The 14,633-nt window shown below is 49.8% G+C and carries 16 protein-coding genes; 13 read left to right on the forward strand and 3 right to left on the reverse strand.

Annotation, left to right across the window (positions count from 1 at the left end):
* The first annotated feature begins 174 nt into the window (after positions 1-174).
* Entirely contained in the window at positions 175-651 is a 477-nt protein-coding gene (locus ACZ5ZV_RS17085) for an SCO family protein (protein WP_464118396.1), read from the forward strand.
* On the forward strand, positions 648-1,106 hold the full coding sequence (locus ACZ5ZV_RS17090; protein WP_464118397.1) for a copper chaperone PCu(A)C: 459 nt from the start codon (positions 648-650) through the stop codon (positions 1,104-1,106). The genes ACZ5ZV_RS17085 and ACZ5ZV_RS17090 overlap by 4 nt, the downstream gene beginning before the upstream one ends.
* Positions 1,107-1,221: 115 nt before the next feature.
* Here the strand turns inward: ACZ5ZV_RS17090 and ACZ5ZV_RS17095 are convergent, their stop codons facing one another.
* Positions 1,222-1,923 carry a pirin family protein gene (locus ACZ5ZV_RS17095; protein ID WP_464118398.1) on the reverse strand — a complete coding sequence of 234 codons (702 nt, stop codon included), beginning with the start codon at positions 1,921-1,923 and terminating at the stop codon, positions 1,222-1,224.
* A 153-nt stretch (positions 1,924-2,076) separates the two neighbouring features.
* Between ACZ5ZV_RS17095 and ACZ5ZV_RS17100 the strand changes: the two genes are divergently transcribed.
* From ACZ5ZV_RS17100 to ACZ5ZV_RS17150, 11 genes are all read left to right on the forward strand, one after another.
* Positions 2,077-2,967 (forward strand): LysR family transcriptional regulator, encoded by an 891-nt coding sequence (locus tag ACZ5ZV_RS17100; protein WP_464118400.1) that lies wholly within the window; start codon positions 2,077-2,079, stop codon positions 2,965-2,967.
* A 59-nt stretch (positions 2,968-3,026) separates the two neighbouring features.
* Positions 3,027-3,821 (forward strand): thymidylate synthase, encoded by a 795-nt coding sequence (locus ACZ5ZV_RS17105; RefSeq protein WP_464118401.1) that lies wholly within the window; start codon positions 3,027-3,029, stop codon positions 3,819-3,821.
* Positions 3,818-4,327 carry a dihydrofolate reductase gene (locus ACZ5ZV_RS17110; RefSeq protein WP_464118402.1) on the forward strand — a complete coding sequence of 170 codons (510 nt, stop codon included), beginning with the start codon at positions 3,818-3,820 and terminating at the stop codon, positions 4,325-4,327. The genes ACZ5ZV_RS17105 and ACZ5ZV_RS17110 overlap by 4 nt, the downstream gene beginning before the upstream one ends.
* Before the next feature lie 104 nt (positions 4,328-4,431).
* Entirely contained in the window at positions 4,432-4,746 is a 315-nt protein-coding gene (locus tag ACZ5ZV_RS17115; RefSeq protein WP_464118403.1) for a PilZ domain-containing protein, read from the forward strand.
* Positions 4,747-4,761: 15 nt separating this feature from the next.
* On the forward strand, positions 4,762-5,775 hold the full coding sequence (gene murB, locus ACZ5ZV_RS17120) for a UDP-N-acetylmuramate dehydrogenase (protein WP_464118404.1): 1,014 nt from the start codon (positions 4,762-4,764) through the stop codon (positions 5,773-5,775).
* Between the two features lie 109 nt (positions 5,776-5,884).
* Positions 5,885-7,120 (forward strand): M14 family metallopeptidase, encoded by a 1,236-nt coding sequence (locus ACZ5ZV_RS17125; protein ID WP_464118405.1) that lies wholly within the window; start codon positions 5,885-5,887, stop codon positions 7,118-7,120.
* A gap of 142 nt (positions 7,121-7,262) precedes the next feature.
* Positions 7,263-7,961 (forward strand): hypothetical protein, encoded by a 699-nt coding sequence (locus ACZ5ZV_RS17130; RefSeq protein WP_464118406.1) that lies wholly within the window; start codon positions 7,263-7,265, stop codon positions 7,959-7,961.
* A gap of 38 nt (positions 7,962-7,999) precedes the next feature.
* Positions 8,000-8,668, forward strand: coding sequence for a glutathione S-transferase family protein (locus ACZ5ZV_RS17135; protein ID WP_464118407.1), 669 nt, complete (start codon positions 8,000-8,002; stop codon positions 8,666-8,668).
* Between the two features lie 75 nt (positions 8,669-8,743).
* Complete coding sequence (locus ACZ5ZV_RS17140; protein WP_464118408.1) at positions 8,744-10,297, forward strand: S8 family serine peptidase; 1,554 nt, start codon at positions 8,744-8,746, stop codon at positions 10,295-10,297.
* 151 nt (positions 10,298-10,448) lie between these two features.
* Positions 10,449-10,898, forward strand: a complete 450-nt coding sequence (locus ACZ5ZV_RS17145) for a hypothetical protein (RefSeq protein WP_464118409.1) — start codon at positions 10,449-10,451, stop codon at positions 10,896-10,898.
* Between the two features lie 146 nt (positions 10,899-11,044).
* Positions 11,045-11,722 (forward strand): TetR/AcrR family transcriptional regulator, encoded by a 678-nt coding sequence (locus ACZ5ZV_RS17150; protein WP_464118410.1) that lies wholly within the window; start codon positions 11,045-11,047, stop codon positions 11,720-11,722.
* Between the two features lie 71 nt (positions 11,723-11,793).
* Here ACZ5ZV_RS17150 and ACZ5ZV_RS17155 read toward each other — a convergent pair whose 3' ends face one another.
* Positions 11,794-12,969: a lytic transglycosylase domain-containing protein gene (locus tag ACZ5ZV_RS17155; RefSeq protein ID WP_464118411.1), complete on the reverse strand. Its 1,176-nt coding sequence runs from the start codon at positions 12,967-12,969 to the stop codon at positions 11,794-11,796.
* Between the two features lie 30 nt (positions 12,970-12,999).
* A complete protein-coding gene (dacB, locus tag ACZ5ZV_RS17160) occupies positions 13,000-14,424 on the reverse strand; it encodes a D-alanyl-D-alanine carboxypeptidase/D-alanyl-D-alanine endopeptidase (RefSeq protein ID WP_464118412.1) in 1,425 nt (474 codons plus the stop codon).
* Positions 14,425-14,633: the final 209 nt, after the last annotated feature.

Genomic DNA, 14,633 nt, shown 5'->3' on the forward strand with positions numbered 1-14,633 from the left:
CCCCGCAGCATGATGTTGCACGTGCGATGCTACAGCTTGGCGGAACGCCCCTTTGGGTTTTATATACAAACAATGAACTCCCTCAAAAAACAAATACTTACCTCTTTCTTTGCCGCCGTCCTCGCTTTAACCGCCTTAGGCGTCAGCTTGTGGTATTCCCAACAAGGCCCCCGGATGGGTGGAAATTTTAGCCTGATTCACGAAGGGAACATGTGGACCTTTTCTGAACACGCAAAACCACTGAATTTGCTTTATGTCGGCTATGCGAAGTGCCCGGATGTCTGCCCGATGGCTTTAAGTTTTTCCGCACAGGCGCTTAAGATGCTGACCTCCAAAGAGGTCTCTCAAGTGCAATTGATCTTTATCAGTGTGGACGCCAAGAATGACACCGCCGAGTCGGTTTCCACTTATGCCAAACAGTTCAATCCGGAGTTTATCGGGCTGACTGGAACACAGGAAGCCATTGATCTGGCCATCAAACCCTTCGGCGCCACCTATATGGTTGAGGAAAATCCAAAATCCTACTTGGGTTATTCCATCGCGCATACGGATCGTATTTTTATTTTAAATAAAAAAGGCATCGTCGTGGATTCCATTCCAAGCCCACGCTCTGCCGAAGAGATTGTGCAAAAAATTAAGGAGAATTTATGAAAATGATGACTCTGGCCGCTTTGGCCTTGGCATTCAGTCCCGTGGCCTTTGCAGCCAAAGAAACCAAGAACTCACTTAACATCATTGAAGCGCGCATCTTTGCGCCACTGAAAGGCAGCTCGGCGACAGCGGGCTATGGCACCTTCACCAACACCACCGGCAAAGAAGTCGCCGTGACTATCGAAAAAGTGGAGCCATTTAAAGCCGTGGAAATGCACGAGACCATCGAAAAGGAAGGCCGCATGGCCATGCAAAAAGTGGAAAAGCTGACAATCCCCGCGAAGGGCTCTGTGGATCTGAAACCGGGCGGCAATCACATCATGCTATTCGACCCGATCCGCGAAGTGAAGGCGGATGAAACTTTGAAAGTGACCTTCAAAGTGAATGGCAAAAGCGAAACCTATGACTTCAAAGTCATTCCCCGCGTAAAACCGGAAGGACATCATCATCACTAGAAAGCGGGGGACATTTCATTCCCCCGACGTTCGGCCAAGGCACTCTCTGCGAGCAACGCCTTTCCTCAAAATAAAAAAGGCGGAGCATTCACTCCGCCTTTTTTATTTTAAAAACCTAGCGCAGATCAAACAGCAGGAACTCGGTTTCCTTCAGAGCCTTGATCTGCAAGGACTCTTCCTGTTCCACCGCCAGGCCATCGCCGGATTTCAACACCTGACCGTTGACCTCCAGCTCGCCTTCTGCCAGTTGCAACCAGGCAGCGCGACCGGGACGAAGTTTGAATTCCTGTTCATGACCTTCAGTGAAAACAGACGCGTACAAGTTCACGTCCTGATTGATCATCTGACTGCCCTCGCGACCGTCTTTGGAAACAATCAGCTTGAACTGGTCGAGCTTCTGCTCCCGAGTGAAGGACTGCTGTGTGTAACCCGGCTTAGCCCCGGCCACATCCGGCATGATCCAGATCTGGAATAATTGAAGCTCTTCCGTTGGTGACGGATTGTACTCGCTGTGGCGCATGCCGGTTCCGGCGTGCATGGTCTGAATTTCGCCCGCTTTGATCTGGCCGACGTTCCCCAGACTGTCTTTGTGCTCCACAGTTCCTTTCAATACATAGGTGATGATTTCCATGTCGCGGTGAGGATGAGTGGGGAAACCGGAAGATTTCGCAATCCAGTCCTGATTGATCACACGCAAATCACGGAAGCCCATGAATTTAGGGTCGTAATAGTCGGCAAACGAGAATGTGTGCATGGATTTCAGCCAGCCGCCAAATTCCGCATAGCCTCTGTCGGCAGATTTACGTTGATACATCATAAAGAACTCCTCTCTTCGAGCGCTACGCCATTGTAGCTATATTTTTGCGCCCGTACTGTTGCTTCTTTGCATAGTTGTTGGCGTCAGGAAATATCATACAAAATAAAATGATCTAAAAAAATTATAATTTTTCTATTAACATGATCTAATTTTTTGATATACTTTTCTGGTATGACGCTGGATCAACTGCAAGTCCTTAAAACCATTGTTACTTCCGGAAGCTTCCGAGCCGCTTCCCAGGAATTGCATCGCGCCCAGAGCGCGGTCAGTTACTCCATGCGCACTTTGGAAGACGAACTGGGGTTTAAATTATTTAGCCGCGACCAGTACCGTCCGACATTGACCCCCCAGGGCCGGGCTTTTTTAAAGAAAGCCAATGACCTGATCTTTCAGTTCGATGAACTGGGGGAAACTGCTGAGTTTTTAAAAAGAGGACATGAACCGATCATCCGTCTGGCCGTCAGTGCGCTGTGGCCCCTCCCGAATTTGGTCGGCGCGCTGAAGGAATTCTCTTCACGCTTCCCCCAGACGGAGATCAAAATTATTCACGATGTTCTCAGTACAGATGAACAACTGCTGGAGGACCATGCCGACATTTCCCTAGGCACGATCTTTAACGAAAAAGGACTCCTCATCACTGAGGAGCTTTTCACTGTGGACATGGTGATGGTGTGTTCAGCCAAGCATCCCTTGGCAAAACTGAAAAAACCCACCACCGAGGATCTGAAGAAGTATCCTCAGATTGTTCTTTCCAGCACGGTGAAAAGCTCCGACCGCTCAGGTGGTATCGTGAATCAGTCCAACACCATCAGCGTGCAGGATCTGCAAACCAAAAAAGTGTTTCTGGAGGGCGGCTTGGGTTACGGCCGCATGCCCGACTTCGCAATTAAAGAGGAAATCAAGAAAAAATCCCTCGTGACGCTAGGACAAAAGCCGATCACCCTTCACGCCAGCATCGCTCGACACTCCGCAAAGGAGTTAGGCCCCTGCGGCAAATTCATCTGGGACTACTTTTCACGTGGACAAGGCAAGAAGCTAAAATAGAATGTTCGGCGACAGAAACACCCGCTTTTCACCGGGGCGGGCGATCGCAAGGAGGCAGAATGAAGCAGTATCATGATCTCATCAAAACAGTGCTTGAACAGGGTGTAAAAAAAGAAGACCGCACAGGCACGGGTACGATTTCCATGTTCGGGTATCAGATGCGCTACAACCTGCAGGAAGGCTTCCCCCTGGTCACGACCAAGAAGCTTCACACCCGCTCCATCTTCCATGAGCTTTTGTGGTTCCTTAAAGGTGACACCAATATCAAGTATCTTCACGACAACAAAGTGACCATCTGGGACGAATGGGCCGATGAAAACGGCAACCTGGGTCCGGTGTATGGCAAACAGTGGCGCTCGTGGGAAACCGCTGACGGACGCACGATTGACCAGATCACAAATGTGGTGGAACAAATCAAAAAGAATCCAAATTCCCGCCGTCTGCTGGTTGTGGCGTTCAATCCTGGTGACGTTGACAAAATGGCCCTGCCGCCTTGCCACGCTTTCTTCCAGTTCTACGTGGCCAACGGAAAGCTTTCCTGCCAGCTATATCAGCGCAGCGCGGATATCTTCCTGGGCGTTCCGTTCAATATCGCCAGCTATGCATTGTTGACTCATATGATCGCGCAGGTTTGTGACCTTGAAGTGGGTGACTTTGTTCACACACTGGGGGACGCTCATTTGTATTTGAATCATCTGGAGCAAGCCAAGCTGCAAATCAGCCGCGACCTTCGCCCGCTGCCACAGTTGAAACTGAATCCTGCGAAGAAAGATCTTTTCGACTTCACGTATGAAGACATTGAAATTGTCGGCTACGATCCACATCCGGCGATCAAGGCCGAGGTGGCAGTATGATTTTGACTCATGTGGTGGCTTGCTCTGAAAACCGCGTGATCGGGGCGCAAGGGGGACTTCCCTGGCATCTTCCCGAGGACATGAAGTTTTTCCGCGAGACCACCAAGGGTCACGTCATGATCATGGGCCGAAAGACCTTTGATTCCTTCAACGGTCGTGCACTGCCAAACCGTTATCACATCGTCATCACGCGCGATCCGTCCAAACACAGCTTCCCTTCGACCGAATCAAGTCCTGTGGTCTTTGTATCTTCGATCGAAGAAGCCGTTGAACATGCAAAGCCCCTGACTGAAAAGTGGGGGGATGAAGTGTTCATCATTGGTGGTGGTGAGATCTACAAACAAGCTATGCCGATCACGGACAAAATCTATCTGACGCTGATCCACCAAGAATTTCCGGGCGACACTTATTACCCTGAAATTGACCAAAATGTTTTCACCCAGACTCACCGTCGGGATGTCGAAACGCCCATACCTTTTTCGTTTCTGACCTACTTGCGAAAGTAGGGTCCAGAATCAGGTCCCAATTTGAGAACGCACCATTTTGGACTCTACCAACACGATTTTTTCTCCGAGAATAAGAGCAAGCACTTTATCCCGGAGAGTGTCGGATGAGTTCAAAGACAGCCGCAAAACGCTATAGAACAAAAGAGATGGCGCATATTGAAGTCTATGGCCACATCGGGATTTTGGTGGCCAAACTTCGCAATCTCTCGCAAACCGGCGCATTCCTGGAAGTGTCTCAAGGCGACTATGTCCCTCAAAAAGGTGATTTGCTAAATCTCACAGTTAAGCTAGACACCGTCGAACGGACTCACAACGTGGCCGCAGAGGTGATTTGGAGCAAAGGGTTGGGACTTGGCATTTGCTTTATCCATAAAGACCAAATCCTCGAAAGAATGATGGCCAAAACTGGCAGCTTCTAATATGATCTCTGCTTAATGCAGATTCACACAAATCAAGACCTTAGCTCTTCCAACACCCTTCAATTGCGTTCGCAAGCCGAGCATTACGTGGAATTGCATAAGCCCGAAGATCTGCACTTATTATTGAATGATTCTCAAGTCAAAAAGATGAACTGGAAGATCCTGGGAGGCGGAAGCAACCTGGTACTCCCCTACAAGGTTCAGGGTTTGGTTCTGAAAGTCGCCAATCAAGGCTGGTCCCTGATCAACGAAGACACTGATTACTGGTTCGTCAAAGCCCAGGCTGGCGACATCTGGAACGAGTTTGTGCAATGGACCCTGGCGCAAGGCTATTGGGGACTGGAGAACCTTTCATTGATCCCCGGAACCGTGGGGGCTGCCCCGATTCAGAATATCGGCGCCTATGGTGTTGAGGTGAAAGACAGCCTGTGGGAAGTCACCTGCCTGGAACTGATATCTGGTGAAACGAAAGTCTTTTCGAACAAGGATTGTCGCTTCTCGTATCGGGATAGTTTCTTTAAACAAGAAGGTGCCGGCAAGTATCTGATCTGGGATGTGACTTTCCGTCTGCCCAAGAAAAACACCTTACGACTGGAATACGGCGATATCCGCAAGGAAGTCGAACGCCAGGGGTGGACTTTGGATGCACGCAGCGTTGCCAAAGCCGTGATCAATATCCGTCAAAGTAAATTGCCGGATCCCAAAGTCATCGGCAATGCTGGGAGCTTTTTCAAAAATCCGATTGTCACACAGGCCTTGCGGGATCAACTTCTGATCACTTATCCCAATCTGGTCAGCTTCCCTTATGAACAAGGTCAGTTCAAGCTGGCTGCAGGCTGGTTGATCGATCAAACCGGCTGGAAGGGCAGAACTCTTGGCCCCGTGGGCATGTACGAAAAGCAGGCGCTGGTGTTGGTGAATCACGGTGGAGCGACGGCGGAAGATGTTTGGCGGCTGGCAAGTCAGGTGGCCCTGGATGTGAAAAACAAATTCGGCGTGGATATTGAACCCGAACCTATTCGCTGGTAGCCCGACAAGCTGGACCTAGGTCGGCACGACTCTACCTAAGCCTTGTACCCTAACATAAAATCCTCTCACAATATGGTATCTGAGAATCTCAGAAACCCAAGGAGGGGTTATGAAAATCACAAAATGGCTGAGCCTTGTCGCCGTTGCAGCGATGGCACTTTTGCCAATCCAAAACGCACAATCTGTCGATACCAATCAATACTGGATGAAAGTTCGCGCGACCGACAAGTTTCAACGAAGTCTGATTGCCGATACCGGTGCGACGATTGAAACCACGCGCGAAGACTATGTGATTGCAGTGGGCAGCCTGGATGAAAAGAAAGCCATCGAAGAACTGGGGCTTCTGGAGGTCAGCTTCCCATTGACTGAAGCCATGGACTTCCCTGCCAAGGATGCCGCTTTTCATAACTATGCCGAAATGACCGACAAGCTCCGCACCCTGACGCAACAACACTCCGGTATTTCTCAAATGAACTCTATAGGAAAATCTTTGGAAGGCCGTGACATCTGGGCTGTGAGAATCTCTGGGGACCTTGCTCAGGCGGATTCATTCCCGGCGGCGATCTTCATGGGCGGACACCATGCCCGTGAGCATCTGTCCATTGAGCTGCCAATTTATTACATCGAATACCTGCTAACGGAATACGCCAACGGCAATCCGCGCATCCAACGTCTGGTGAACGGACGCGATCTGCACTTCATCCCAATGGTCAATCCAGATGGTGCTGAGTATGACATTTCCACTGGCAGCTATAAATCCTGGAGAAAAAATCGCCGCCAGAACAGCAACGGCACCTACGGAGTCGATCTGAATCGTAACTATGGCTACGGTTGGGGCGGCGGCGGTGCCAGCACAAGCCCTGGCAGTGATACCTATCGTGGACCTTCCGCCTTTAGCGAACCGGAAACTCAAGCGATCAAAAACTATGTGGAAGCGCACGAGAATATCACAAGTCTTCTTTCCTTCCACACCTATTCACAGTTGATTCTTTACCCTTGGGGGCATCAGTACGAAGGCATCGCCAACAGCCGCGACAAACAAGTTCATGAAGTGATGGCAAAAAAGATGGCAGAATGGAACGGCTATCGCCCTCAACAGTCTTCTGAATTATATATTGCCAGTGGAGACACCACCGACTGGTCCTATGGGCAACACAAAATCATCTCTTTCACCTTTGAGCTGGATCCAGCCAACAGCGGCTGGGGCGGTGGAGGCTTCTATCCCGGTGCTCAAATCATTCCCGAAGTGCAAAGAAAGAATTTAGAACCGGTGTTGTACATGATCGAATACGCCGACAACCCTTACCGGGTGTTGGAAAGCGGCGGTCCGATCTTCAAGCCTTAAGGAAAGTAAAAACAAAATATACTCTAAAAAGGACGCTGAACTTGGCGTCCTTTTTTGTTTTTTAGCACAGATACTCCTGCAAAGGTCTAATTTCTCAGATTTGGACTCTGTATTTTAACGGTATCAACTTCATGCTTGATGTATGCCAAGCATCAGTTATCAAATCATTCCTCTTCATCATGTGTGCGATTCCCAAAAAGAGCTCCTCAATGAAGTCTTCGGACTTTGGGAAGAAACGTTCGGTCATGTGCTTAACAGCGCCGGTGTCGAACTGGATTACGATGACTTCTTCCGCTGTCATGCCGCCGGGGTGTTGCTTTATAAAAATGAAGTGGTGGGATTTAATCTATTCACCACTTTCGATCTGAATCTGCACGCCCACCGCAACCACAACTACTTCAAAGATCTTGATCCCCAATTTGTAAAATCAGTCACTAAACAAGGCAGCAAGATCATGACGATGGAATACTTCACCCTGTCGCCCCTTTGGCGCAAGCAGTCCCAGGAAATTCCCTGGGGCGAGATACTGACAGGACTGGGACTATTCTACATGGATCAATCACCTGCCGACCTGGTGGTCGGGACTCCCCGCGTGGATCTGAAAGTGGATTCCATGTGTGAACGCCTGGGGGCTACGATCCAGGGTCACATCGAGAAAATGAACTACAAATGTGCCATCGCGGTCTTTGAAAAAAAAGATCAGCGCCACTTTGCCAATCCTCTGACTCACCACTGGGTGAAAAAGCTTTGGGCCAAGTATATTCACAAGAAACAAGAAAGAAGCTCGGCATCACCACCACCGTTTGAGATGACCCTTGCCGAGAGTCCCCCGGCCGTTTAGACTGGCAGCACCACTTCAACAATACCGGAGGTATTTTCGTGGCCTATCACGTTCACAGCGACAAGCCTTTCTTTGATTTGATCATCGGGGATAAAACATTTTCTTCCTGGTCCATGCGTGCGTGGCTGGTGGCCGTTCAGTCCGGCCTGCCGTTTAAGGAAATCAATATCACTCTGGATCAGCCTGACACGGCAAAGAAGATCCTGAAATACTCCCCTGCAGGCAAAGTTCCCGCTCTTCGCAATGGCAAAATCATCATCTGGGATTCTTTGGCGATTGCTGAATATATCAATGAACTTTCCCCTGAAGCGCAGCTGTGGCCTGAAGACATCGGAGCCCGAGCCCTGGCAAGAAGTTATGCCGCGGAAGTACATTCTGGTTTTGCCTCTTTGCGGGCACAACTAAGCATGGATCTGCAACACAAAGGGGACGTCAGACATCTGTCTCCGGGCACTATCAAAGACATTGAGCGCATTTTACAGATGTGGACAACCGCCCTAAAAGTCAGTGAGGGACCTTATCTGTTTGGTGACTTCTGTATCGCCGATGCCTTCTTTGCGCCGATCGTCTTCCGCTTCCTATCATACAACGTGCAGATCAAAGACAAGACGGTCCGCCAGTACATGAAGAACATCCAAGAACATCACGGTGTGCAGTTCTGGGTGGCAGAAGCTCTGAAAGAGAAAATCGCCCGTAAAGTCTTTTGACACTCCGGTAAAGCTTTCAAGGCCCCCCGGCCACCCCTTTACATAAAGACATGAAAAGGTGAACTTCTAGCGACGATGAAGTTCACCTTTTTTACTTTCTTGTTGAGCGTTCTTTTAACTCCTGCTGCCCAGGCCGGTCGCGCCATCGTGTTCATGAAGGACCGCCAGGCCTTTGAAACCGCACGACTTCCCGTCAAAGTTCAAAAGCATCTAAAGAATTTAAACACCTTCATCGTCGAAGCCCCACACGAGTCGCAGCTGCAAGCTCTTAAAAATCTTCCCGGCGTCAGCTATGTGGAAAAGGAGCACAACCATCCCCTGGGCCTGCGCCCGCAAAAACAATCCCGTTTGGCTAATATCGCCATTGACCGAGCAGAAAGAACCTGGGGCCTGGAAGCTATCAAAGCCCCCCAAGCCTGGGACCTCGCCGGGAAAGGTCAGGGCATCCGCGTGCTGGTGCTGGATACCGGCATTGACCCAAAACACCCCTCCCTGAAAGACAACTTTGAAAAAGGCCGTGACTTTACCGGCCTGAGCAAAGGTGAAGACTTCACTGATCAAACCGGTCACGGAACTCACGTCGCAGGCACGGTGGCCGCGGTCGAAAACAATGCGGGCTTTGCCGGTGTGGCCCCGAAAGCTAAAATTCTAGCTGGCTGCGTATGCAGTGAAATGGGTTGCAACAACGTTGCGATGATTGAAGGACTGGATTGGGGCGTGAGTGAAAAAGTCGACGTGATCAATCTGTCTTTGGGCTCTACAAGTTCGTCCCCCGCAGAACAAGAGGCGATCTTGCGTGCGGATCGTGCCGGTATTTCTGTGGTGGCGGCGACGGGCAATTACGGCATCGACAGTGTTCTTTTCCCCGCGGCCTATCCTTCAGTGATTGCTGTCGGGGCCGTGGATAGAAATATGGAAATCGCGTCGTTTTCCCAGTACGGACCAGAAGTGACCGTGGTGGCTCCGGGTGTGGAGGTGATTTCAACCTATCCAGTGGGCAAAGGTCGCAAAAGCTTTTTGACTTTGAAGGTGGGTGCCCGCCGGATTCAGTCTTCGATTGATTTGATGATGGGAACCACGCCCAGTTGGAATCCTCAGGATATGACGGTCGTCGATTGCGGTTGGGGTCGTCCCGAGGATTTTAAGGGAAAAGATCTGACTGGAAAGATCGCTCTGGTTGCAAAAACAAATCAGGACTTTGCAGATCAGATCAGGTCAGCCATGCTTGCAGGTTCTCGCCACGTTCTAATCTACAATACGGATGACCAATACACGGACGTCCGTTTGTTTGAAAAAGAAAATTCGCTCTTTGCCAGCGCCTACTTGATTGATGCGAAACTGGGTTGGGAGCTGAGATCTTTGCTTGCTGCCGGGAAAAATCCGGTCGTGTCTTTGCAGACGATTGGGACCAATTACTTTGAAACGTTTGGAACTTCCATGGCTTCACCGCACGTCGCGGGGGTCGTGGCCCTGATCAAAGCCACCAACAAAAAACTGACTCCCGCACAGATCAAGTCCCTGCTGATAAAGACAGCCCTGCCATTAACTCCGAATGATCATAACAAGTTCGGCGCAGGATTGGTTGATGCACAAGCCGCTGTCATCGAAGCCCAACGACTTTTGAAATAGTCGACCCGGGGTGGAGTCTTTCCAGCCAATAATGTGCCTGCTGTCAAATATTGAGACAGTCACTTGCCTTCAGGTAGCCTCTAAATGCATAAAAGGTTGGCCAGAGCCTTGCTAAATGGATGTCTGGATTCCTTGAGAGAGGTTTTTACGTATGTTGAAGTTCTTGTTGGCTGCTGCAGTTATGATCGGATTTGGGTTGTCCCAGGCTCAGGCTTCGGGTCTTTGCCAGGTTTCCAAGACCGCCAAGCTTGCCATGGACCAACGAGACGATCTGCGCTTGCGATGCCTTAAACAAAAGAAACAACAGATCTCTGTGGCCCAGTGTCTTAACATCGCGGCCAACATGGAGTATTCTACTAACGCCGAAGATGCACGTTTGATTTGCCTTTATGATCTGCGCACGCGTCCGACGTTAAAGGAATGCCATACCATCACGAAGGCTATGGAGTTCCCAGATTCAGGAGATGAAGCCCGTTGGGAGTGCCTGCGTCACTTTAATAAGACGATCTCAAAGAAGCAGTGTAATAAACTCGCCCAAAGCATGAGTTACCCTGCGAACGGGCAAAGAGCGCTCCAGTACTGCGATCAAGAGCTTCAGTAGTTTTCGTCGAAGAAAGCCTCACATTATTCTTAAGATTTTATTTACAAACATTACAGGTTTGTAAAAAACCAGACTTGCCCACGCGTCCAGACGAACCTATTCTGTCCTCACGGACTTCGGGTCCACAGAAAGGGTATTCGTTAATCATGATGCCACCGGAAGAAAAAACGAAGAAAACTAAGATTATCGTCAAGGCACCTACTCAAGAACGTTCACGCCAGACAGTTGCGACTATCTTGGATGCCTGTTCTCGCCTGCTAGTAAGTGAAGGCTTTTACTCTATCACGACGGATAAAATCGCCAAAGAGGCTGGCGTTAGCATCGGGTCTTTGTACCAATTCTTTGGCAACAAAGAATCCGTGGTTCAGGCCGTGGTGAAGAATATCCTGGAGGAAGACAAACGCATCTTCAGTGAGAAAATGCGCGCCATCTCTCCACTTCCACCGGAACAGCGTGTGAAGGGAATGATCGAACTTGCTGTGGAGACCACTCGCCGTAACTCAGAACTTCGCTCTAAACTGACCACCATTCAGTACTATGTAGCCGAAGCTGCTTATATGTCCGAGTCCATCCGGTTCTTCCAGGAAGTTGTTCGCTACAACCTGCCTCAGATCCCGGGTCGCGATATGGAAAAGATCTCCTACATCATGGTCAATGCCTTTATCGGCCTGACTAACACCATGGCGATCGACAACCCGACTGCCATCCATGATGCGGCCATCGTTGAAGAGATCTATCAGCTCTTCCACAAGTATCTGGATATGAATGCAACGGCACCGGCTCCTGCGGCGACTGTAAACCGCAGCAAAGGTGACTTCATCTAAGATCGACTTTTAGAAAATAAAAAAGGGAGCTGCAAAGCTCCCTTTTTTTGTGACCTGATTTAATTTCGGATTTATTTTCGTTCCATTGCCACCATGCGGTCACGGCGGGCCAGGGAAATCAAAGCCACATTGTACTTGTCTTTAGGGACGGCAATCACTGTTTTCGCAGGGATCGGATGACCTTTGCGGGCTTTGAATGTCAGGTGGGGATTGAAGATCTGAGCCTTGCGGTCATCACCGTCAAACCAACTGACGATCTCTTTATACTTCACTGATACTGGCAACTTCAGATCCTGGGCATCCAAAGGCTTGGACCACACCACAGATCCGAAATATTTGTTTGCGTTCTTTTCCACTTCCACTGCCGCTAGGAAGCTGGCGTAGAAGTTACGGGACGCAAAGCCGAAGCTTTTGCGTGAACGAACATTGGCAATCAACTCACCCAACTCACGGGTTTTATAATTTTCCGTCATCTTGCGCACGCCCGTAGGACCGTGGTTGTAACCCGTCACCGCCAAAGGCCAGGATTGCAACATGCCGTAGTTCTGACGAAGAAGCTTCGCCGCCAACTTGGTTGCTTCCATCGGATGGTTGCGTTTGTCCACTGTCGGGGTAATCATTTTATAAGGTTTTGCCGTGTAGGGCATGATCTGCCAGATACCGCTCGCCCCGACTTTGGAGCGCGCCATAATATTGAAACTGCTTTCAACGAATGCCAGGCGAGTCAGCTCGACCGGGACCTTGGCATCACGGAAGATCTTTTCCATCTCTTCAATGTAGCGACCGGAATAGAAGATCGCATCCTGCATACGATCCTTTTGACCCAACTGGAAGCGAAGACGGTCCCTTTCTTCCTGGGAAAGTTTCAAACCGATGACTTTTTTAACCTCATCGATCTTCTTCTGCTGGGCACGTTCACCCACAAGACCTGTCAAATCGACCACTTCATAAACGGTCTCGACATTTTCAGCATCATGGATCACACCCTGATTCGTGGAGTACTTGGTATAGATATCCACCCAGAACTGAACCTGCTTTTCCATGCCCTTCGGGATTGCAAAAGCTTCGTCATGATAGCCTAAGAAGGACTCCTGACCAGAAAACACCGGCGCACGCCAAGGACGACTTTCCTCCGGATTTCTTCCCATCACTTGTGGAACGACCTGAGAAGCAAGATCCCCTTGAGCCATCGCCATCGGCGCACTCAAAAGAACTGCGTATAGAATTGAGACACTAAATTTCATCATGGAGGTCCACCTTCCACAGTTTTATTCGGCTTATTTTACAAGATAGATAAGTAAATTATCAAAAAACGAACGAATCTTCGTCTCATCCGTAGAACCATTGTAAACGAAAGAGAAAGTCACAACTCGACCGTCCTCCAAACCCGCATAACCCGCCAAGGAGACAACGCCAGTCAGGAATCCCGTTTTCGCACGCACCCAGCGTTCGGCCGGAGAGTTTTTCATGCGCTTCTTCAGCGTGCCATCAACCCCTGCTATCGGCAAGGAGGTCAGGAACTCCGGCTGGACTCGGAAGTCGTTGCGTAAATGCTGCAGGACCTTCCACATAGCGAACGATGACATTTTGTTATCGCGAGTCAAACCCGACGGCGACTGCAAATGATACTGATCCGCCGGCACACCCAGACTTTGCATGTGCTCATTCAAAACAGCCACGCCATCTGCCAATGAAGCACCCTTTGTTTTTTTCACGGCCCCCATATTCTTTGTCAGCATCTCTGCCACATAGTTGTTTGAGAACTTGTTCATGTCGGCCACGATGGCTTCGATCGCCTTGCTTTCTGATTCGGCAACCAGTTCAGCCTTCTCTGGTGTGACACCATTTTTGATGTTTCCGGTGAGTTGAATTCCCCGCTGTGCCAGAAAAGATTTCAAATTGTAGCCTGCCCAAAGGTCGGGCTGCGTGATGTTCTTAAAGACCACCACCTCTTTCAAACCCTGCCCGATGCTGCCGCCGACATGAATCACATCACCATCGAACTTTTTGTCCTCCTGACGGTCCGCCAAAAGTTTGTTCGCCGAACCCGCGACAGTCTTGGCTTTGTTCACCAGACGGATGTAATCATTTTCAGGATCAATGGAAACATCCGCCCCATTTCCCACACCGTTGGGACGAACGAAAATATTCACGGAGTTCCAGTTAAAACTCATCGCCCCGACCGGCGCATCATAGGCGCGATCCACCCGCTCTTTTTGGCGGCTCATGTCGTAGCGAATCTTATCAAACAGAGAATCATCAACGACAATATCCCCTTCGATCTTCTTGATTTTCGCACGCGTGAACGCGTTCACCAGGAACCACATATTTTCAGAAACAAACGACGGATCACCGCCGCCTTTCAGATAGATATTCCCTTTCAAGGTGCCATTTTTGACATCCCCTGTGGTCAGCAACTGAGTTTTGAACTTGTACCCCGGTGGAAAAGACGCCAAAACCGCCGAAGCCGTCGCCACCTTGGAAATAGAGGCCGGAATCATCACCTTCTGACCATTCACGTCCAGCAAAGTCTTCAGCTCCTCCCCCTCACCAATGGTCGCATAGATACCAACATCCTTGGTACTCACCCCATACTTCTTAGCCAAAGCCTCAAACTCTCTCTGAACATCCCCAAACTTCTCATCGGCCCGCGCCGAAACTGCTACAAAAACAATCAAACAAACATTCAAAAGAAATCTCACGAAGTCTCCAATCCCAATGAGAAAAGCCAGCTCAGAAGCAAAAGAAAGCGGGTCAAAAAGGTTCAGCCGCAAGGCGGAGGGATGCCCTCGCAACGCAGGCGTGCCCGTGGCACGTCGAAGTGAGAAGGCGTCCCGCCAACGCAGTCGGATGGACCTTTTTCACCCGCTTTCTAGACGATGGTAATGAGAGGTTTTTTCGTTCGCAAGTC

It is taken from the genome of Bdellovibrio sp. HAGR004 (assembly GCF_055397015.1).

Excerpts from the sequence above, each read along its gene's own strand:
- ACZ5ZV_RS17085 (WP_464118396.1), top strand. The coding sequence starts at position 175 with ATGGGTGGAAATTTTAGCCTGATTCACGAAGGGAACATGTGGACCTTT.
- ACZ5ZV_RS17145 (WP_464118409.1), top strand. The coding sequence starts at position 10,449 with ATGTTGAAGTTCTTGTTGGCTGCTGCAGTTATGATCGGATTTGGGTTG.
- ACZ5ZV_RS17150 (WP_464118410.1), top strand. The coding sequence starts at position 11,045 with ATGATGCCACCGGAAGAAAAAACGAAGAAAACTAAGATTATCGTCAAG.
- ACZ5ZV_RS17130 (WP_464118406.1), top strand. The coding sequence starts at position 7,263 with ATGCCAAGCATCAGTTATCAAATCATTCCTCTTCATCATGTGTGCGAT.
- ACZ5ZV_RS17155 (WP_464118411.1), bottom strand. The coding sequence starts at position 12,969 with ATGATGAAATTTAGTGTCTCAATTCTATACGCAGTTCTTTTGAGTGCG.
- ACZ5ZV_RS17105 (WP_464118401.1), top strand. The coding sequence starts at position 3,027 with ATGAAGCAGTATCATGATCTCATCAAAACAGTGCTTGAACAGGGTGTA.
- ACZ5ZV_RS17110 (WP_464118402.1), top strand. The coding sequence starts at position 3,818 with ATGATTTTGACTCATGTGGTGGCTTGCTCTGAAAACCGCGTGATCGGG.
- ACZ5ZV_RS17125 (WP_464118405.1), top strand. The coding sequence starts at position 5,885 with ATGAAAATCACAAAATGGCTGAGCCTTGTCGCCGTTGCAGCGATGGCA.
- ACZ5ZV_RS17090 (WP_464118397.1), top strand. The coding sequence starts at position 648 with ATGAAAATGATGACTCTGGCCGCTTTGGCCTTGGCATTCAGTCCCGTG.
- ACZ5ZV_RS17095 (WP_464118398.1), bottom strand. The coding sequence starts at position 1,923 with ATGATGTATCAACGTAAATCTGCCGACAGAGGCTATGCGGAATTTGGC.
- ACZ5ZV_RS17115 (WP_464118403.1), top strand. The coding sequence starts at position 4,432 with ATGAGTTCAAAGACAGCCGCAAAACGCTATAGAACAAAAGAGATGGCG.
- ACZ5ZV_RS17140 (WP_464118408.1), top strand. The coding sequence starts at position 8,744 with ATGAAGTTCACCTTTTTTACTTTCTTGTTGAGCGTTCTTTTAACTCCT.
- murB (WP_464118404.1), top strand. The coding sequence starts at position 4,762 with ATGCAGATTCACACAAATCAAGACCTTAGCTCTTCCAACACCCTTCAA.